The organism is Bacillus sp. FSL M8-0063 (assembly GCF_038005545.1).
Lineage (GTDB): Bacteria > Bacillota > Bacilli > Bacillales > Bacillaceae_G > Bacillus_A > Bacillus_A wiedmannii.
The window spans coordinates 3,435,152-3,455,076 of the sequence record NZ_JBBOTJ010000001.1 but is presented as its reverse complement, the minus strand read 5'-3'; the positions used below and the strand labels follow the sequence as shown (position 1 = coordinate 3,455,076).

General features: G+C 37.7%; 17 protein-coding genes. 12 read left to right on the top strand and 5 right to left on the bottom strand.

Annotated elements, in window-relative coordinates:
* The first annotated feature begins 4 nt into the window (after positions 1-4).
* From pyrB to pyrE, 8 genes are read left to right on the top strand one after another with little or no spacing between them, the layout of a single operon-like run.
* Entirely contained in the window at positions 5-919 is a 915-nt protein-coding gene (gene pyrB, locus MKX31_RS17375; protein ID WP_088047259.1) for an aspartate carbamoyltransferase, read from the top strand.
* Positions 903-2,189: a dihydroorotase gene (pyrC, locus tag MKX31_RS17370; RefSeq protein WP_088047260.1), complete on the top strand. Its 1,287-nt coding sequence runs from the start codon at positions 903-905 to the stop codon at positions 2,187-2,189. The genes pyrB and pyrC overlap by 17 nt, the downstream gene beginning before the upstream one ends.
* A complete protein-coding gene (locus tag MKX31_RS17365; RefSeq protein WP_242288652.1) occupies positions 2,186-3,283 on the top strand; it encodes a carbamoyl phosphate synthase small subunit in 1,098 nt (365 codons plus the stop codon). The genes pyrC and MKX31_RS17365 overlap by 4 nt, the downstream gene beginning before the upstream one ends.
* Positions 3,268-6,486: a carbamoyl-phosphate synthase large subunit gene (gene carB / locus MKX31_RS17360; RefSeq protein WP_064474983.1), complete on the top strand. Its 3,219-nt coding sequence runs from the start codon at positions 3,268-3,270 to the stop codon at positions 6,484-6,486. Before MKX31_RS17365 ends, carB begins: the two co-directional genes overlap by 16 nt.
* Positions 6,483-7,262, top strand: coding sequence for a dihydroorotate oxidase B electron transfer subunit (pyrK, locus tag MKX31_RS17355; protein ID WP_098110651.1), 780 nt, complete (start codon positions 6,483-6,485; stop codon positions 7,260-7,262). Before carB ends, pyrK begins: the two co-directional genes overlap by 4 nt.
* Complete coding sequence (gene pyrD, locus MKX31_RS17350; RefSeq protein WP_340981368.1) at positions 7,259-8,170, top strand: dihydroorotate oxidase B catalytic subunit; 912 nt, start codon at positions 7,259-7,261, stop codon at positions 8,168-8,170. The genes pyrK and pyrD overlap by 4 nt, the downstream gene beginning before the upstream one ends.
* A gap of 2 nt (positions 8,171-8,172) precedes the next feature.
* Positions 8,173-8,889, top strand: coding sequence for an orotidine-5'-phosphate decarboxylase (gene pyrF / locus MKX31_RS17345; RefSeq protein WP_048563196.1), 717 nt, complete (start codon positions 8,173-8,175; stop codon positions 8,887-8,889).
* Complete coding sequence (gene pyrE / locus MKX31_RS17340) at positions 8,886-9,518, top strand: orotate phosphoribosyltransferase (protein ID WP_064474984.1); 633 nt, start codon at positions 8,886-8,888, stop codon at positions 9,516-9,518. The genes pyrF and pyrE overlap by 4 nt, the downstream gene beginning before the upstream one ends.
* Before the next feature lie 113 nt (positions 9,519-9,631).
* Here the strand turns inward: pyrE and MKX31_RS17335 are convergent, their stop codons facing one another.
* Together MKX31_RS17335 and MKX31_RS17330 are read right to left on the bottom strand one after the other, a co-directional pair.
* On the bottom strand, positions 9,632-9,886 hold the full coding sequence (locus tag MKX31_RS17335) for a YbeF family protein (protein WP_064474985.1): 255 nt from the start codon (positions 9,884-9,886) through the stop codon (positions 9,632-9,634).
* A gap of 166 nt (positions 9,887-10,052) precedes the next feature.
* Positions 10,053-11,438, bottom strand: a complete 1,386-nt coding sequence (locus tag MKX31_RS17330; protein ID WP_064474986.1) for a hypothetical protein — start codon at positions 11,436-11,438, stop codon at positions 10,053-10,055.
* A 167-nt stretch (positions 11,439-11,605) separates the two neighbouring features.
* Between MKX31_RS17330 and MKX31_RS17325 the strand changes: the two genes are divergently transcribed.
* Both MKX31_RS17325 and MKX31_RS17320 read left to right on the top strand, forming a co-directional pair.
* Positions 11,606-11,971, top strand: coding sequence for a YoqO family protein (locus MKX31_RS17325; protein WP_064474987.1), 366 nt, complete (start codon positions 11,606-11,608; stop codon positions 11,969-11,971).
* A gap of 15 nt (positions 11,972-11,986) precedes the next feature.
* The gene (locus MKX31_RS17320; RefSeq protein WP_064474988.1) at positions 11,987-12,355 is read left to right on the top strand and encodes a YoqO family protein; all 369 of its coding nucleotides are present in this window, start codon (positions 11,987-11,989) and stop codon (positions 12,353-12,355) included.
* A gap of 32 nt (positions 12,356-12,387) precedes the next feature.
* Here MKX31_RS17320 and MKX31_RS17315 read toward each other — a convergent pair whose 3' ends face one another.
* From MKX31_RS17315 to MKX31_RS17305, 3 genes are all read right to left on the bottom strand, one after another.
* On the bottom strand, positions 12,388-12,912 hold the full coding sequence (locus MKX31_RS17315; protein WP_064474989.1) for a DinB family protein: 525 nt from the start codon (positions 12,910-12,912) through the stop codon (positions 12,388-12,390).
* A gap of 83 nt (positions 12,913-12,995) precedes the next feature.
* The gene (locus tag MKX31_RS17310; RefSeq protein ID WP_064474990.1) at positions 12,996-14,066 is read right to left on the bottom strand and encodes a M24 family metallopeptidase; all 1,071 of its coding nucleotides are present in this window, start codon (positions 14,064-14,066) and stop codon (positions 12,996-12,998) included.
* Positions 14,067-14,409: 343 nt separating this feature from the next.
* Positions 14,410-16,119 carry an Rqc2 family fibronectin-binding protein gene (locus MKX31_RS17305; protein ID WP_064474991.1) on the bottom strand — a complete coding sequence of 570 codons (1,710 nt, stop codon included), beginning with the start codon at positions 16,117-16,119 and terminating at the stop codon, positions 14,410-14,412.
* A gap of 105 nt (positions 16,120-16,224) precedes the next feature.
* On the opposite strand from MKX31_RS17305, the gene MKX31_RS17300 reads away from it, so the two are divergent.
* Both MKX31_RS17300 and MKX31_RS17295 read left to right on the top strand, forming a co-directional pair.
* Complete coding sequence (locus MKX31_RS17300) at positions 16,225-18,948, top strand: calcium-translocating P-type ATPase, SERCA-type (RefSeq protein ID WP_064474992.1); 2,724 nt, start codon at positions 16,225-16,227, stop codon at positions 18,946-18,948.
* A 99-nt stretch (positions 18,949-19,047) separates the two neighbouring features.
* The gene (locus MKX31_RS17295; protein ID WP_064474993.1) at positions 19,048-19,923 is read left to right on the top strand and encodes a YicC/YloC family endoribonuclease; all 876 of its coding nucleotides are present in this window, start codon (positions 19,048-19,050) and stop codon (positions 19,921-19,923) included.
* The last annotated feature ends 2 nt before the right edge of the window (positions 19,924-19,925 follow it).

Here is a 19,925-nt window from a genome sequence, read left to right as displayed (position 1 = left end):
GACGATGAGCCATTTGTTAACGATGAGTGAATTATCGGAAGTAGAAATTTCAGAAATCCTAAAAGACGCAGAAGATTTCGCGAATGGAAAAGAGAGCAAACCGACAGAGCAAACTTTTGTTGCGAACTTGTTCTTTGAGAATAGTACGAGAACGAGATTTAGCTTTGAAGTTGCTGAGAAGAGATTAGGACTTGAAGTTTTAAACTTTTCAGCGGATGCATCTAGCGTACAAAAAGGAGAAACTTTATACGATACGATAAGAACACTAGAATCAATCGGAACAAAAGCGGTGATCGTCCGCCATGAGCAAGATCGCTACTTCGATGAACTAAAAGATCAGGTAAATATCCCAATCTTAAACGCTGGAGATGGATGTGGAAACCACCCAACGCAGTGCCTACTCGATCTTCTTACAATTAAACAAGAGTTTGGAAGATTTGAAGGATTAAAGATTGCGATAGTAGGAGATGTTCGTCATAGCCGAGTAGCACGTTCTAATGCAGAAGCATTAACGAAACTGGGTGCAACAATTTACTTTGCAAGTCCAGAAGAGTGGAAAGATGAAGACAGCACATTTGGAACATACAAACCATTAGATGAACTTGTTTCAGAAGTGGATGTAATGATGTTACTTCGTGTACAACATGAGCGTCATGATCATTATGAAACAGACATTATGAAAGAGTATCATGAGAAACACGGATTAACAGTGGAAAGAGAAAAGCGTATGAAAGAAGGAAGCATTATTATGCATCCAGCTCCTGTAAACCGTAATGTTGAAATTGCAAGTGAACTTGTTGAGTGTGAGCGTTCACGCATATTTAAACAAATGGAAAATGGAGTTTACGTAAGAATGGCTGTACTAAAACGCGCCTTACCAAATGTATTAGGAGGAATGAAACATGAATTACTTGTTTAAAAATGGTCGTTATATGAATGAAGAAGGAAAAATCGTAGTAACAGATCTTCTCGTACAAGACGGTAAAATCGCTAAGGTAGCAGAAAATATTACGGCAGATAATGCTGAAGTAATCGATGTGAACGGAAAGTTAATCGCACCTGGATTAGTAGATGTACACGTACATCTTCGTGAACCAGGTGGTGAACATAAAGAAACAATTGAAACAGGTACACTAGCAGCGGCAAAAGGTGGATTCACTACAATTTGTGCAATGCCAAATACACGCCCAGTACCAGATTGCAGAGAACATATGGAAGACTTGCAAAAACGTATTAAAGAAAAAGCGCATGTCAACGTACTACCATACGGAGCAATTACAGTACGCCAAGCTGGTTCTGAAATGACAGATTTCGAAACATTAAAAGAACTTGGAGCATTTGCTTTCACTGATGACGGTGTAGGCGTACAAGATGCTAGCATGATGTTAGCTGCTATGAAGCGTGCAGCGAAATTAAATACGGCAGTAGTTGCACACTGTGAAGAGAATACTCTTATTAATAAAGGTTGTGTACATGAAGGGAAGTTTTCTGAGAAACACGGATTAAACGGTATCCCATCAGTATGTGAATCTGTACATATTGCAAGGGATATACTGCTTGCTGAAGCGGCCGATTGTCACTATCACGTATGTCACGTAAGTACGAAAGGTTCTGTACGCGTAATTCGAGATGCGAAACGCGCTGGAATTAAAGTAACAGCAGAAGTAACACCTCATCACTTAGTGTTATGTGAAGATGATATCCCATCAGCTGATCCTAACTTTAAAATGAACCCACCGCTTCGTGGAAAAGAAGATCACGCAGCACTAATTGAAGGATTACTAGATGGAACGATCGATATGATCGCAACTGACCATGCACCGCATACAGCGGAAGAGAAAGCACAAGGAATTGAAAGAGCACCATTCGGAATTACTGGTTTTGAAACAGCATTCCCACTTCTATACACACACCTTGTGAAAAAAGGAATTATTACATTAGAGCAGTTAATTCAATTCTTAACAGAAAAGCCAGCTGATACATTCAGCTTAGAAGCAGGTCGCCTGAAAGAAGGTAGAACAGCTGATATTACAATCATTGACTTAGAACAAGAAGAAGAGATTGACCCAACAACATTCTTATCAAAAGGAAAAAATACACCATTCGCAGGTTGGAAATGCCAAGGATGGCCGGTAATGACAATCGTTGGTGGTAAGATCGCATGGCAAAAGGAGAGTGCATTAGTATGAAAAGACAACTTATCTTAGAAGATGGAACAGTATTAATTGGAAAAGGTTTCGGAGGAGAAATTGAAAAGTCAGGTGAGGTTGTATTCACAACAGGAATGACTGGATATCAAGAAACATTATCTGATCCATCATATTGCGGTCAAATCGTAACATTCACGTACCCATTAATCGGAAACTACGGCATCAACCGTGACGATTTTGAATCGATTCACCCATCTGTAAATGGTTTAATCGTAAACGAAATTTGTGATTATCCATCAAACTTCCGTAATGAAATTTCGTTAAATGATTACTTAAAAGAAAGAAATATCCCAGGGTTAGCAGGAATTGATACAAGAAAATTAACGAGAAAAATTCGTCAATACGGTACATTACGTGGACGTCTATGTAACATGGATGCAGATGTAGAATACATCGTAAGCCAATTAAAAGCGACAGTATTTACAGATCACGTGAAACGCGTATCAACGAAAGATCCATACCCAAGCCCAGGCCGTGGACACCGAGTTGTACTTGTAGACTTCGGAATGAAACATGGTATTTTACGAGAATTAAATAAACGTGACTGTGATGTAATTGTAGTACCTTACAATACAACAGCAGAAGAAATTTTACGCCTTAGCCCAGATGGAATTATGTTAAGTAACGGACCTGGAGATCCGAAAGATGTACCAGAAGCAATTGAAATGTTAAAAGACATTATCGGTAAAGTTCCTTTATTCGGAATTTGCTTAGGACATCAACTATTCGCTCTAGCATCTGGTGCGAATACAAGTAAGTTAAAATTCGGTCACCGTGGTTTAAACCATCCAGTAAAACATCTTGCAACTGGAAAAGTAGCAATTACATCTCAAAATCATGGTTACGCAGTAGAAGAAGAATCAGTTAAAAATACAGACCTTGAAATTACACATGTTGCTTTAAATGATGGAACAGTAGAAGGTCTTCGTCATACGAAGTTCCCAGCATTTACAGTGCAATACCATCCAGAAGCTTCAGCAGGACCAGAAGATGCAAATGATTTATTCGAAGATTTCTTAGAAATGATTGAAAACTTCAAGAAAGAAGGGGAAGAGTTATGCCAAAACGCCTAGACATTAACACAATTTTAGTAATCGGATCAGGACCAATTGTAATTGGGCAAGCAGCAGAGTTTGACTACTCTGGTACACAAGCTTGTCAATCTCTTAGAGAAGAAGGTTACAAAGTAATCCTTGTTAACTCTAACCCAGCAACAATTATGACAGATACTGCAACAGCAGATAAAGTATATATAGAACCATTAACATTAGAATTCGTAAGCCGTATCATTCGTAAAGAACGTCCAGATGCAATCTTACCAACATTAGGTGGTCAAACAGGTCTAAATATGGCTGTTGAACTTGCGAAATCAGGCATACTTGAAGAGTGCGGAGTTGAAATTTTAGGAACAAAATTATCAGCAATCGAGCAAGCGGAAGATCGTGATTTATTCCGTACACTAATGCAAGAATTAAATGAACCAATTCCATCTAGTACCATTATTCATACGCTAGAAGAAGCACATGAATTTGTAAAAGAAATTGGTTATCCAGTTATTGTTCGCCCAGCATTTACAATGGGGGGAACAGGTGGCGGAATCTGTAGTAATGAAGAAGAACTAATTGAAATCGTATCAGGTGGATTAAAACATAGCCCAGTAACACAATGTTTATTAGAGAAGAGCATTGCTGGTTGTAAGGAAATTGAATATGAAGTAATGCGTGATTCGAATGATAACGCGATTGTAGTATGTAACATGGAAAATATCGATCCAGTTGGGGTTCACACAGGTGATTCTATCGTTGTAGCACCGAGCCAAACATTAAGTGACCGTGAGTATCAAATGTTACGAAACACTTCATTAAGAATTATTCGCGCATTAGGAATTGAAGGTGGATGTAACGTTCAGCTTGCACTTGATCCACATAGCTTCCAATACTATGTAATCGAAGTAAACCCGCGTGTAAGTCGTTCATCTGCACTAGCATCTAAAGCAACTGGATATCCAATTGCGAAATTAGCTGCGAAAATTGCAGTTGGCTTAACATTAGATGAAATTATAAACCCAGTAACACAAAAAACATACGCTTGCTTCGAGCCAGCATTAGACTATGTTGTTTCAAAAATTCCACGTTGGCCATTTGATAAGTTTGAATCAGCAAACAGAACACTTGGTACACAAATGAAGGCAACTGGTGAAGTTATGTCAATCGGACGTAACTTAGAACAATCATTATTAAAAGCGATCCGTTCTTTAGAACTTGGCGTTTATCACTTAGAGTTAGAGCATTTAAAAGAGCTTAATAAAGAAACAATGAAAAAACGCATTATAAAAGCTGATGATGAGCGACTGTTTATTGTAGCAGAAGCAATTCGTCAAGGTGTAACGAAAGAAGAAATCAACGATTGGTGTGAAATGGACTTCTTCTTCTTACAAAAAGTTGAAAATATCGTAAACATGGAACGCGAAGTAAAAGCAAGTGTAGGAAATATGGAAGTATTACAATCAGCAAAAGAAATGGGCTTCAGTGACCATTACATCGCCAGTGCTTGGAACAAAACAGAGCGTGAAATTTACGATATGCGTAAAGAAAGCAATATAACTCCTGTTTATAAAATGGTAGATACTTGTGCGGCAGAGTTTGAATCTGCAACACCATACTACTACAGCACATATGGTGACGAGAATGAATCGGTTAGAACAGATCGTAAGAGTGTTGTAGTACTAGGGTCTGGTCCAATCCGTATCGGTCAAGGGGTTGAGTTTGACTATGCAACAGTTCACTCTGTATGGGCAATTAAAGAAGCTGGATATGAGGCAATCATTGTTAATAACAATCCAGAAACAGTTTCAACAGACTTCAGTATTTCTGACAAATTATACTTTGAACCATTAACAATTGAAGATGTAATGCACATTATCGATTTAGAAAAGCCAGAAGGTGTTATCGTCCAATTCGGTGGACAAACGGCAATTAACTTAGCTGCTAAATTAGAGGCTCATGGTGTGAAAATCTTAGGAACATCACTTGAAGATTTAGACCGTGCAGAAGATCGTGATAAGTTTGAAGCAGCTTTAACACAGCTTGGTATCCCGCAACCAGTTGGTAAAACAGCAACGACTGTAGAGCAAGCGGTAGCAATCGCTGACAAAATTGGTTACCCAGTATTAGTAAGACCATCTTACGTACTAGGTGGACGCGCGATGGAAATCGTATATCGTCAAGAAGAACTGCTGCACTACATGAAAAATGCGGTTAAAGTTCACGCAGATCACCCAGTATTAATCGACCGTTACATGGTTGGTAAAGAAATTGAAGTAGATGCAATTTCAGATGGTGAGAATGTGTTCATTCCAGGTATTATGGAACATATTGAACGCGCTGGAGTTCACTCTGGTGACTCAATCGGAGTATATCCACCACAAAGCTTATCTGAAAAACTGAAAGAACAAATTATTGAACATACAATTGCACTTGGAAAAGGTTTAAATATTGTTGGATTACTAAACATTCAGTTTGTAGTATTCAAAGATGAAGTGTATGTAATTGAAGTAAATCCACGTGCGAGCCGTACAGTACCATTCTTAAGTAAAATTACAGGCGTACCGATGGCGAATGTTGCAACGAAAGTTATTTTAGGTCAAGATCTTGTAGAGCAAGGATATGGAACTGGTTATCACCCAGAAGAGAAAGAAGTGTATGTAAAAGCACCGGTATTCTCATTCGCGAAGCTACGTTCAGTTGATACAACATTAGGACCTGAAATGAAATCAACAGGGGAAGTAATGGGGAAAGACTTAACACTTGAAAAAGCATTATACAAAGGGTTAGTTGCTTCAGGAATTAACATCCCAACGCACGGGTCAGTAATCATTACTGTAGCGGATAAAGATAAAGAAGAAGCAATGGAAATTGCAAAACGTTTCCACGAAATCGGATATAACTTATTAGCAACAGCTGGAACAGCACAATCGTTAGCAGAGCAAAACATTCCAGTGCAAGTTGTAAATAAAATTGATTCTGAAGAATACAACTTACTTGATATTATCCGTCAAGGAAAAGCACAGTTTGTAATCAATACATTAACAAAAGGCAAACAACCAGCGCGTGATGGTTTCCGCATTCGCCGTGAATCAGTAGAAAATGGTGTGGCTTGCTTAACATCACTTGATACAACGAGAGCAATCTTACGAGTACTAGAATCTATGACATTCTCAGCTCATTCAATGAAAGAAATTACGCAAACGAAGCGTCACGAGGTGGTACATGCATGATGCAAAAGCAAAATATGATCGTCGTTAACCAAAAAGAAATCGCAAAAAACATTTACGAATTAGTGCTTCAAGGGGATCTTGTGCAGCAAATGAACGATCCAGGGCAGTTTGTACACATTAAGGTAGCAGAGGGCATTACGCCCCTTCTGCGCCGCCCAATTAGTATTTGTAATGTCGATCAAGACAAAAACGAATTTACAATGCTATATCGTGCCGAAGGACAAGGAACAAAAACATTAGCGAAAAGAAAACAAGGTGAACTTGTAGATGTGTTAGGACCACTTGGACATGGTTTTCCTGTAGAAGAAGCGGATGCTGGACAAACGGCTCTATTAGTTGGAGGGGGAATTGGTGTACCACCACTATATGAATTGTCACAGCGTCTTGTAGCAAAGGGAGTACGCGTTATTCACATCTTAGGTTTCCAAACGAAAGATGTTGTCTTCTATGAAGAGAAATTCGCAGAGCTTGGTGATACGTATGTTGCAACAGTTGATGGTACGCACGGTACAGAGGGCTTTGTAACAGATGTAATTGATAGCTATGGAATTGACTTTGACATTCTATATTCATGTGGACCTTTAGCGATGCTTCGTGCATTAGAAGGACGCTATAAAGAGAGAAAAGCCTACATTTCATTAGAAGAGCGTATGGGCTGTGGCATTGGAGCATGTTTCGCCTGTGTATGCCATTTACAAGCAGATCCGAGTGGACATTCTTACAAGAAGGTGTGTAGCGACGGACCAGTATTTCCAATCGGGGAGGTTCTACTATGAACAGATTGCAAGTTGAATTACCAGGGTTATCATTAAAAAATCCAATCATCCCAGCATCTGGTTGCTTCGGATTTGGTCGTGAGTATGCACAGTTCTATGATTTAAGTGTACTTGGATCAATTATGATTAAAGCGACAACAGAACAGCCTCGTTACGGAAACCCAACGCCTCGTGTTGCGGAAACACCAGGCGGAATGCTAAATGCAATCGGGCTTCAAAATCCTGGATTAGAAAAGGTAATGAATTCTGAATTACCTTTTCTCGAGCAATTTGATCTTCCGATTATTGCAAATGTTGCTGGCTCACAAGCTGAGGATTATGTAGCAGTTGCGAAGGAAATTTCAAAGGCACCTAATGTTCATGCGCTAGAATTAAATATTTCTTGTCCAAACGTAAAAACGGGTGGTATCGCTTTTGGTACGAATCCTGAAATTGCTGCTGATTTAACGAAGCGAGTAAAAGAGGTTTCTGAAGTACCTGTATACGTAAAATTGTCACCGAACGTGGCAAACATTGTGGAGATTGCAAAAGCAATTGAAAATGCGGGTGCGGACGGTTTAACGATGATTAATACATTGCTTGGTATGCGTCTAGATTTAAAAACTGCAAAACCAATTTTAGCAAACCGTACAGGCGGATTATCAGGTCCTGCGATTAAGCCAGTAGCGATTCGTATGGTACATGAAGTAAGCCAAGCGGTTAACATTCCGATTATCGGAATGGGTGGTATCGAAACAGCGGAAGATGTAATTGAATTCTTCTACGCTGGCGCAAGCGCAGTTGCAGTTGGAACAGCGAACTTTATCGATCCGTTCGTATGTCCGACAATTATTGAAGAATTACCAGCATTACTAGATAAATTAGGATTTGATCACATTTCGGAATGTCAAGGAAGGAGTTGGAAGTAAGTATGTCACAGACGTTAATCGTTGCATTAGATTTTCCAGGGAAACAAGATGTAGAACAATTCCTGCGCCACTTTGAAGGGGAAGAGTTATTTGTCAAAGTAGGTATGGAGTTATTTTACAAAGAAGGCCCTGCGATTATTACGTACTTAAAAGAAAAAGGACATAAGATCTTTCTAGATTTAAAACTTCATGATATTCCGAATACAGTAAAAAGCGCTATGCGTAGCCTAGCTAGTCTAGATGTAGATATGGTAAATGTTCATGCTGCTGGGGGAAGCAGTATGATGAAAGCCGCGATTGAGGGATTAGAGGAAGGTAAGCAAGAAGGAAAAGAGAGACCGATTTGCATTGCAGTTACACAACTAACAAGCACTTCGGAAGCTATGATGAAAAAAGAGATCGGCATTGAGAAAACGTTAGAAGAAGCGGTTGCTCATTATGCAAAACTAACGAAAGAAAGTGGACTTGATGGCGTTGTTTGTTCAACACTGGAAGTTCCAAAATTACGTGAAGTATGCGGAAATGAATTTGTAACAGTAACACCGGGGATTCGTCTTGCAAGCGATGATGTAAATGACCAGGTGCGCGTAGCAACACCGAAACGTGCGAGGGAACTTGGCTCAAGCTACATCGTAGTTGGACGTAGTATTACAAAAGCAGAAAATCCGCTTGAAGCGTATAAAACAGTAAAACAACAGTGGGAAGGTGTAACAGTATGAAAAAAGAAATCGCATCGCATTTATTAGAAATTGGAGCAGTATTTTTACAACCGAATGATCCATTTACTTGGTCTTCAGGTATGAAATCACCAATTTATTGTGATAACCGTTTAACTTTATCTTATCCAAAAGTACGTCAAGCGATTGCAGCTGGATTAGAAGAGTTAATTAAAGAGCACTTCCCAACTGTAGAAGTTATTGCAGGAACAGCAACTGCTGGTATTGCGCACGCTGCATGGGTAAGTGATCGTATGGATTTACCAATGTGCTACGTACGTAGTAAAGCAAAAGGTCACGGTAAAGGGAACCAAATTGAAGGAAAAGCTGAAAAAGGTCAAAAAGTAGTAGTAGTAGAAGACTTAATTTCAACTGGCGGTAGTGCAATTACATGTGTAGAAGCACTTCGCGAAGCTGGATGTGAAGTATTAGGAATCGTATCAATCTTCACATACGAGCTAGAAGCAGGAAAAGAAAAACTAGAAGCAGCTAACGTAGCATCATACTCTTTAAGCGACTACAGTGCATTAACTGAAGTAGCAGCAGAAAAAGGTATGATTGGACAAGCTGAAATGAAAAAATTACAAGAGTGGCGTAAAAATCCAGCAAATGAAGCTTGGATTACAGCGTAACACGAAAAAAAACGACCGCGGGGGAACGCGGTCGTTTTTTATATTATTGTTAAAACTTCATGTAAAGTCCTATCGATATCAAAAAAATCATATTATAATCTCTTTACTAAATACTACTTAGTGCTTTCTGCAATCTCATATCCTCTCACAAACAATAGAGTCATATAAGAAACAATAAATGAGAAGATGCTGTACATGCCAACCCAAAAGAAAAATTTTGGAGTAAAGGCGATAACACCTATTATTAAAAAACTAGCAAACGTTACAATCGGCATTACGTAATACGTTTTCGTCTTGCGCGTTCCAATAACAGAAACGATAAAGATAAGTAATGGACAAATTAATAAGACGAAAATCAATTCATTCATAGTTATGTCCCCTTTTCTAATGGAAGTAATCTGTTTCTCGTAAACGTTTTGAAATAAATACTCTCTTAATATAATTTCGCTAATATATATATAATCCCTTTTGAAAGTCAGTAATAAATGATGGATTTCACAATAAGAAAAGTAAGCAAGAGAACACTTGCTTACTTTATAGAATAAACATCGCAACGATCGTGGTGACAATTAAGCCAATCACAACAGGTAAAAAGTTTCGGCGTGCGAGTTCAAATGGATCTACTTTACAAATGGCAGCGGCAGGAATAAGGGCCCAAGGAATTAAAGTCCCGCCTCCGGTCCAGATTGCTGCAATTTGCCCGAGTGCTGTTAATGTGGCCGTTCCGTGCCCCAGTGCTGTGCCGAAAAGATTGGCAATCGAACCAGCAAGTGATATACCGGAAAAGCCAGATCCATCTAACCCTGTTATGACACCAACGATAGTTAATGTTCCTGCTGATACATATTGGTTTAAAGGAACAGTTTGAGATAAGGCGATTCCTAAGTCGTTAATGATTCCGTGTGAACCTTTCGGTAAATAGTCCCCGATAATTTTTACAAAGCCGCTATCTCCTAAATAAAAGAGTGCAGCAATTGGAATAACTGGGCCGAAAATTTTAAATCCAAATTGGAGCCCTTCTATAAAGTAATCGGTCGTTTTATTCAGTCCATTTCCTTTGTAAGCGATGAGCGAAATAATGATAATCATAATAACAGTCGTCCCGCCGATAAGTGCAGTTGCGTCGCTTCCTTGTAGTTTAAATTGAATCATGCAAAGGATATCGATGGCATATACGATCGGAATACAAATAGCGAGCCATTTTTTTGTCCGAGGAGATAATGAAGTAAGCGTTTTAGAAGATTCAGTTGATGGGATAGATTCTTGTATAGATAAGCCTGTATGGAATTCTTTTCGTAAGAAGAAAAATGCGACGGAAGTTGTCACAATACCCATAACGATAACGAGGGGAACACTGGCAGAAACAACGCTGGAAACAGGAAGACCAGCAGCATCCGCTGTTAATTTCGGTGCACCTTGAATAACGAAGTCACCAGATAAGGCGATGCCGTGTCCGAATAAGTTCATAGCGATGGCAACTCCAATTGGCGGAAGACCGACGCGTACAGCCACAGGTAATAAAATAGCTCCCATTAAAGCGACAGCTGGGGAAGGCCAAAAGAAGAAAGAAATTGTCATCATTAAAAGGCCGATAATCCAGTAGGCGAGGGTAGGGGTACGAATCATCTTTGTAAATGGTGAAATCATCGTATCATTTATGCCAGTATGAACGAGTAGATTGCTCATTGATACGATAATAGAGATGATTAATATAGTTGGTAAAAGTTCAGTAATAGCGTAAATGAAACTTTGAAAAATACCGCTAACGGCAAGAGGGATAGAACTTGTAGCGGTTAATGCTAATAAAAAGATAAAAACGATACAAATAATCGTCGTATCTTTCCGGAGAATAAAAAAAGTAATAATAGTGAGTAAACAAAGAATATAGAGAGCATGCAACAGCGTTAATTCAACTCCCATAACATTCACATCCTTTAGGCATTCGTGTAGTTTATTGTATGAAAGCAGTAAAAGTATGTGAGTATAGGAAAAAGAAAAAAAGTGAAATTTCATGTACTGTAATGGTAAGAAGTAGAAATGGATGTTACAATACAATTAATCCTAAAAATGGAATTTAAGGAGGGCTTATGCGCAAAAAAATCGGGTTTTGGGGATTCATTATATCTTGTAGTCTATTAATCATTTTGAATCTGTTTACAAGCAATGAATGGATCAGTATCATACCTGTTTTCGGGTTTGTATTTATACTTTTATATAACTGGGATGATATAAAACAATATAGTAAGAAAAGTATCGGAATTATAATAGGTATCATTGTTGTTTGCTCATTTTTCGTAGGGTTTATTTTAATAGAAGGGCAGAAGCAAATGGAGAAAATGTCTATTTTTCAACAATGGATGTCATCTGCGAAGGGTTTTTATATTGTAATTGTATTTGTTATTTTACTAAGACTTGTTATAAGCATAGTAAGTTACATATTAAAGGAGAAGTAGAATGGGGGAGTACGAATGAGAGGGAAAATAGGGTATTATGGTGTGCTCGTTTGTTTACTATTATCAGTTATTTCAGGGCAATTTCTTAAAAGTGAATGGGTACCAATTATATGGTGTATAGGAGTATTGATATTTGCTCCCATGTATCGCTGGGATGAATGGAAAGCATATAGCAGAAAAAAGAAAATTGTTTTCAGCATCGAGTTTGTCATTATAATTAGCACGATTCCTTTTTTGTTATTGAAAGGAAATGAGATAATAGATGCAATTGTAATGTTTCAAGGGTGGTTATTTATTGTGAAATTGCTATATTTAATATGTATATTAATGTCGGTAGCGATAATCGCTAAAAAAGTAAACGAAAAGTTATTCGTTAATGAATAAAAGAAAGTGCCACCTTATCTGGTGGCACTTTCTTACTTTACTGAATGAGCTTTTTGCATCTTTTTAATTAAACGAATTTGTCCGCGATGATTGATTTCATCTTCAAAAACGTGAAACCATTTAAAGTAGTTATTTGCGGGTTTGTCATACCAGAAATCTGTCGTTTTAAATAGCCATTCATCAGGTAACGATTGAAAAGTCTCGATCGTTTTGGAACGTACTTCTTGCAATGTATGTATGTAAAATTCTATAGAGTTGCCTTTGATTTTCTCGCGTCCAAGATTCCCTAATTCAATAGCAGGTAACCACCGTTCTAATTCAGCTTCCGTTGGTTCACGGTCTTCAAAAGTATGAATTTGGTAGTAAAATTCAATAGCAGCCATATGGTACAAAAGCATACCAATTGAGTTTGCTTCCTCATCATATAAATAATCAAGTTCTTCAATTGTTAAACCTTCCACTGCTTGCATTGTTGTATAGCGAGCGTAATTCATCATGGAAACAATTTTGGAAAATTCAGGATGCAAACCATCTATCTTGTCGATTACAAAATTCAATTAAAATTCCCCCTCTTTAAACGATGACTCCAGAGAAAGAATTCTATGTGCAGAGAAAAACTCCTTTTAAAAAGGTCATGATTTTAACAAGGAATCACAATTAGTTCCCGATTTGATTTTGTAATAACTTCATATCCGTCTTTTGTGATGACAATATCATCTTCAATTCTACAACCGCCCCAGTTTGGTATGTAAATACCAGGTTCAACTGTAACAACCATACCTTCTTCTAAAGTAGCCTTACTTTCTTGGGATAGGCGAAGAGGTTCATGTATTTCTAACCCAAGACCATGACCAGTAGAGTGTCCAAAGTATTGACCGTATCCATGTTCTGTAATGTAATCTCTCGTTATATCATCGATACTTTTCGCAGTTTCTCCAGGCTTAATTGCTTTAGTTCCACGCTTTAACGCTTCTCGTACAACATTGTATATCTTTTTGAATTCTTCTGATGGTTCTCCGATTGCTACAGTACGAGTTATATCGGAACAATATCCATCGTAAAGTGCACCGAAATCTAATGTAACGATGTCGCCTCGCTCGATTATTTTATTTGATGCAACTCCATGAGGAAGTGAAGAACGAACGCCAGAAGCTACAATGATTTGGAATGAAGAGGATGTAGCCCCTTTTTTTCGCATGAAAAATTCTAACTCATCTCGTACATCATTTTCACTTATTCCTGGTTTTAGAAACGTAATGATGTGGTGAAATGCTTCGTCAGCAATATTAGCTGCGATTTTCATTGTTTCTATTTCCGGCATGTCTTTAATAATACGAATATTTTCGATGATTTCGCACACTTGAACCATTTCCACATGTACACATTTTTGTAAGTTTTTATATTGTTGCAATGTCATGTTGTTCTCTTCAATTCCGAGTTTTTGAATGTTTAATTTTGATACTTGATTTGCAATTTCTTTTTCTAAATTTCCTGTATGCATAATAATTTCAGCATCTTTTATTTGTGATTTCGCTTGATCTACATAGCGAAAATCAGTTATAAAAACAGCTTTATCCGCAGAGATTAAGACGACGCCAGCACTACCTGTAAAGCCTGTTGCATATTGGCGATTTTCTTTTTTTGTAATGAGTAACCCGTCAATTTCATAGTTTTGTAGTTGATTTTGGATTTTATTAATTTTTAAAGTCATGTTAATTCCCCCTATTCACAGTATTTAATAAAGCAAATAGTGTGCCAAAATGTATATTTGAAGAAAGGATAGTAGGGAAAACATATATTTTAGGGGAGATAAGAAAATAGCCCGCCATTTGTGGGAGACGGTTTGTTTATAAAATTCAGATTGCTTCAATAAATAGCAGGGGGATGAAAAAATATTGATTGGAGTTACACTTGTACTTTATTTACATGCTGTAAAAAAATTTATACAAATGTGAAATGACACTGTCAATTTTTTTGACAATATTGAATGGATATAGCAACTAAATTGAAAATAAATAAAAAATGCGTTGCTTATAAGCAACGCATTTTTTTATTTACGCTTTTAATTTCATTACAGTATCAGCATCAGGTGTTACATATACGGTTTGCTGATTGTCGTACGTAACAAAACCAAGTTTTGCACCACTCGGTTTTTTGACATGGCGTATTTTGGTGAAATCTACAGGAACAGAACTAGAATCTTTTGCTTTACTGAAATAGGCAGCGATTTTAGCAGCTTCTAACACAGTTTCTTCGGTAGGTTCAAGAGAACGAATGACAACATGAGACCCAGGGATATCTTTCGTATGTAACCAAATTTCATCACGACGGGCAAACTTCGTTGTTAAATAATCATTTTGCTTGTTGTTTTTACCGACGAAAATTTCTGTGCCATCACTTGCTAAATATTTGTCCAATACTGGTTTAGTAGGCTTTTTCTTTGCGTTTTTCGTTTTACGATTACGCATATAACCTTCTTCAGCTAATTCCTCACGAATTTCTTCAATATCTTTTGAAGAAGCAGCTTCCATTTGTTGAAGTAAGCTATCAAAATAAAGAATTTCTTCATTTGTTTTTTCAATTTGTTCTTCTACAACAACAACTGAATTTTTCGCTTTTTGGTACTTTTGGAAATAGCGTTGCGCATTGTCAGATGGTGTTTTTAAAGGATCTAATGTAATTTTTACAGTTCCGCCATTTTCGTCGTAATAGTTAACGACTTCAATATCTTTATCACCTTTTTTCAAAGCGTACATATTGGCTGTAAGTAGTTCTCCAAATAGTTGATATTTATCTGCTTTTCCGGCATCCTGTAATGTTTTTTCTAGTTTAATGAGTTTCTTCACATTTTTATTTTTTTCGTTTTGCATAAAGCGCTCTAAATCATAAGCTTGTTGTTTTACACGGTCGCGCTCTGCTTTTCCGAAAAAGAAACGGTCTAGCAATTCACTAACAGATGAAAATATCTTACCTTCTCCTTGCAAGTGTGCAAGAGGGAAAAGATAAAAGAATTCTTTCCCATTTGAAGTAGTCATTGTTGGTGAATATGTATGAGTTAGTAATGGTTTTTGTATGGAGAAAAATGCGTCCGCTAATGCTTTTTCATTTACCATACCTGCTTTTTTCACTACTTCTTTTGCGAATAACGGCGATATTCCCGTAAAGGTGCCGACAAGCTGTTTATCCATGTTTCCAGATAGAAAGTCTAGCGGTCTAATAAATTCATCATTTGTTTCAATCTGAAGTGGGTTAATTTTATGTTGTGCTGGTGGTGCAATATATTCAGCTCCAGCGTATACAGTTCGATGGCGGTTTACTGCTAAAGAAACGTGTTTTAAGCTATCTAAAATATTGTTTGTTTTTGTGTCTACCAAAATGATGTTACTATGTCGTCCCATTATTTCAATTACTAATGTTTTTAGCGATTCATCACCAATTTCATTTCTGCTACGAACGGTGATTTGAATAATGCGCTCTAAATCAATTTGTTCAATTTTTTCAATGAAACCACCTTCTAGATGCTTGCGGAGAAGCATACAAAACATTGGCGGAAGTGCAGGTGAATCGTAATTTTGATTTGTTAAGTGTAAACGTGCATATGTCGGATGAGCGGAAAGAATTAGTTTTTGATTTTTTCCGTTTGCTCGAATATGTAATAAAATCTCGTATTTTGAAGGTTGATATATTTTGGAAATTCTTCCTGTGTAAAGAGAATTTGCAATTTCATGTGTAATTGCTCTTGTAAATAATCCATCGAATGCCATAAATGAACACTCCTTTCTAACTAAAAGTTAATTATAGCATTTTTTTGGACGAGGCTGAATAAGCTTTCAATAGAGTATGTCTGGAATCAGGAGGTCGATAGCGGGATGAACTGGTATGGAATGCGCGCACACGAAGTGGAAGAAAGAACGAATACGAATGTGAAGGTTGGACTTACAGAGAAGGAAGCAGAAGGGCGAATAAAAAAATTTGGTACAAATGAATTAGATGAAGCCAAAAGGCCTTCTGCACTGATGGTATTTTTGGCGCAGTTTAAAGATTTTATGGTACTTGTTTTATTTGGTGCAACAGTAGTTTCGGCTTTTTTAGGGGAATACATTGATTCTATTGCGATTGTTGCGATTGTTATTATCAATGGTATTCTTGGCTTTTTTCAAGAAAGAAAGGCTGAAAAATCACTGGAAGCTTTAAAAGAGCTAGCCGCCCCGCAAGTTACTGTAATGCGGAATGGAAAGTGGGTAAAAGCACCGTCTAAAGCACTTGTTTTAGGTGATATCATTAAATTTTCTAGTGGTGATCGTATTGGGGCGGATGTACGTCTTGTTGAGGCATCAAGTTTATATATCGAAGAATCAGCTTTGACAGGAGAGTCAGTACCGGTGCAGAAGAAGGTAGAAGCTCTGCAGGGGCAAGATGTTTCAATTGGTGATCAAAAAAATATGGCTTTTATGGGGACGATGATTACACGAGGAGCTGGAACAGGGGTCGTTGTAGCAACTGGTATGAATACAGCGATGGGCCAAATTGCAAATATGTTACAAAATGCAGAGCAAATGGAAACACCACTGCAAAGAAGATTAGAGCAACTCGGGAAAATATTAATTATTGTGGCTCTTATTTTGACAGCGCTTGTCGTATTAGCCGGTGTGTATCAAGGGAATGAAGTGTACCATATGTTTTTAGCAGGCGTGTCGCTAGCTGTTGCTGCTATTCCTGAAGGATTACCAGCAATCGTTACAGTAGCTTTATCGCTTGGTGTACAGCGTATGATTAAAAAGAGAGCAATTGTAAGGAAGTTACCAGCGGTAGAAACGTTAGGGTGCGCTTCTGTTATATGCTCTGATAAAACAGGAACAATGACGCAAAACAAAATGATGGTAACACATATGTGGTCAGGTGGAGAGTTATGGAAAGTGACGGGTCAAGGGTATGAACCTAATGGCTCTTTTTTGAAAGGTGAAAAAGAATGTGATCCAGCTAAAACAAAAGCATTGTATCAACTACTCACATTTGGTTCACTATGTAATAACGCAAATATTATTCAAAAGAAAAAGGCGTATGTATTAGATGGAGATCCAACTGAGGGAGCACTAGTAGCTGCAGCAATGAAGGCGGGGATAACGCGTGAGGCACTGAAAGGGAAATTTGAAATCATTCGTGAATTTCCATTCGATTCAACTCGAAAAATGATGAGTGTTATTGTGCGAGATAGAGAGGGGAAAAAGTTTCTTGTTACGAAGGGAGCACCAGATGTCCTCCTGCAAATGAGTCAAACGATTTTATGGGGGGATAAGCAACAACCGATAAGTGAGTTGTATAGAAAAGAAGTACAGGCGGCTATTCATAGTTTAGGTAGTCAAGCGCTTCGAACAATTGCAGTTGCATTTAAGCCATTAAAAGTAACAGATTCTATTGAACATGAAAGAGACGTTGAAAAAGATTTTATGTTGGTCGGGATACAGGGAATGATTGATCCGCCAAGACCAGAGGTAGAACAGGCTGTAAAAGAGTGCAGAGAAGCTGGTATTCGAACAGTGATGATAACAGGAGATCATAAAGTGACAGCAATGGCAATTGCGGAACAATTAGGGGTTTTACCACCTGGTGGACGTGTTGTTGAAGGAGTAGAACTCGCGAATATGGATGTAGAGGAACTAGAAAGTGTTGTAGAAGACACGTATGTATTTGCTCGAGTATCACCTGAACATAAATTGAAAATTGTTAAGGCGTTGCAAAATAAAGGGCATATAGTAGCGATGACAGGTGATGGAGTAAACGATGCTCCGGCTATAAAAACAGCGGATATTGGGATAGCGATGGGAATTACAGGGACAGACGTTGCGAAAGAAGCGTCTTCTCTTGTTTTGCTAGATGATAACTTTGCTACGATTAAATCAGCAATTAAAGAAGGTAGAAATATATACGAGAATATACGTAAGTTTATCCGTTATTTATTAGCATCGAACGTAGGAGAAATTTTAGTCATGTTATTTGCAATGTTACTTGCATTACCGCTGCCGATGGTTCCCATTCAAATTTTATGGGTGAACTTAGTTACTGACGGATTACCGGCGATGGCATTAGGATTGGATAAGGCGGAAGGAGACGTGATGAAGAGAACGCCGCGTCATCCGAAAGAAGGGGTATTTGCTAGAGGGCTTGCCTGGAAAATTATAAGTCGTGGCTTTCTAATTGGAGCAGTGACGTTAGTGGCGTTTATTATTGCATATAATCAACATCCAAATGAATTGAAATATGCACAAACTGTGGCGTTTGCGACGTTGGTACTTGCACAACTTATTCATGTATTTGACTGCCGAAGTGAACATTCTATCTTCCACCGTAATCCGTTTGGGAACGTGTATTTAGTAGGAGCGGTTATCATTTCTTTACTGTTAATGTTAGTGGTTATATATTACCCACCGCTACAACCGATCTTTAGTACAATGCCAATACAAGCGAGAGATTGGTTGTTAATTGGAGGTTTGTCATCAATTCCGACCTTCTTATTAGTAGGTTCTTTATTAACAGGGAAAAAGGGGAAGAAGGAAAAGCCAATATTATATAAGAAGGGATTAAACTTGAAATAGTCAATGATATGAAAATGTGATATAATTTACAGAAGGTAGTAGAGCCTTGTCTCTATTACCTTTTTCATTGAGTTATTTCATGGCTTGGATGTGATAAAAATGATTTGTAGTATGACAGGATTTGGAAGATCGAAAGTAGAAAATGATACTTTTCAAATTACAGTAGAAATGAAATCGGTGAACCACCGTTTTCTAGAGATGAGTATTCGACTTCCGAAGCAAATGATGATATTTGAGGACAAAATTCGTAAAATAATTGCAGAACAAGTTCGGCGTGGACGCATTGAAGTGTCTATTAGTATAACGGGTGAAGGACTTGTTGAAAGAAAATTAAGTGTGAATTGGTCGCTTCTTGAGCAGTACCAATTGATTATGGAAGATATAAAAGGAAAATTTCAATTACAAGATTCTATTACACTTCAGCAATTAATGGAAATGCCAGAAGTAACAGCGATTGAAGAAGTAGAAAATGTAAATGAACAATTTGAGAACGGTTTATATGAGGCTGTTCGCCAAGCTGCTCATATGTTAAAAACGATGAGAGATGGCGAAGGAGAACGATTACATAAAGATATAGCGTATCGTTTACAAGAGATTCACAATTGTGTAAATGCAATTATTCCGCATGTACCGATTGTTACACAAAAATATCGTGAACGATTAGAAAATCGCTTAAAAGAATTACATAATCAAGATCTAGATGAACAAAGATTGTTAACAGAAGTCGCAATCTTTGCAGAGCGTTGTGATATTCACGAAGAGTTAGTTCGTTTGCAAAGTCATTTAGAGCAATTTCGTGAAACACTGCAGATTGAAGAGCCTGTTGGAAGGAAAATGGATTTCATCGTGCAAGAGATGCATAGAGAAATTAATACGATTGGTTCTAAGGCAAATGACTTAACAATTTCAAAATATGTTGTAGAAATGAAAAATAACCTTGAAAAAATTCGTGAACAAGTACAAAATATTGAGTAGCT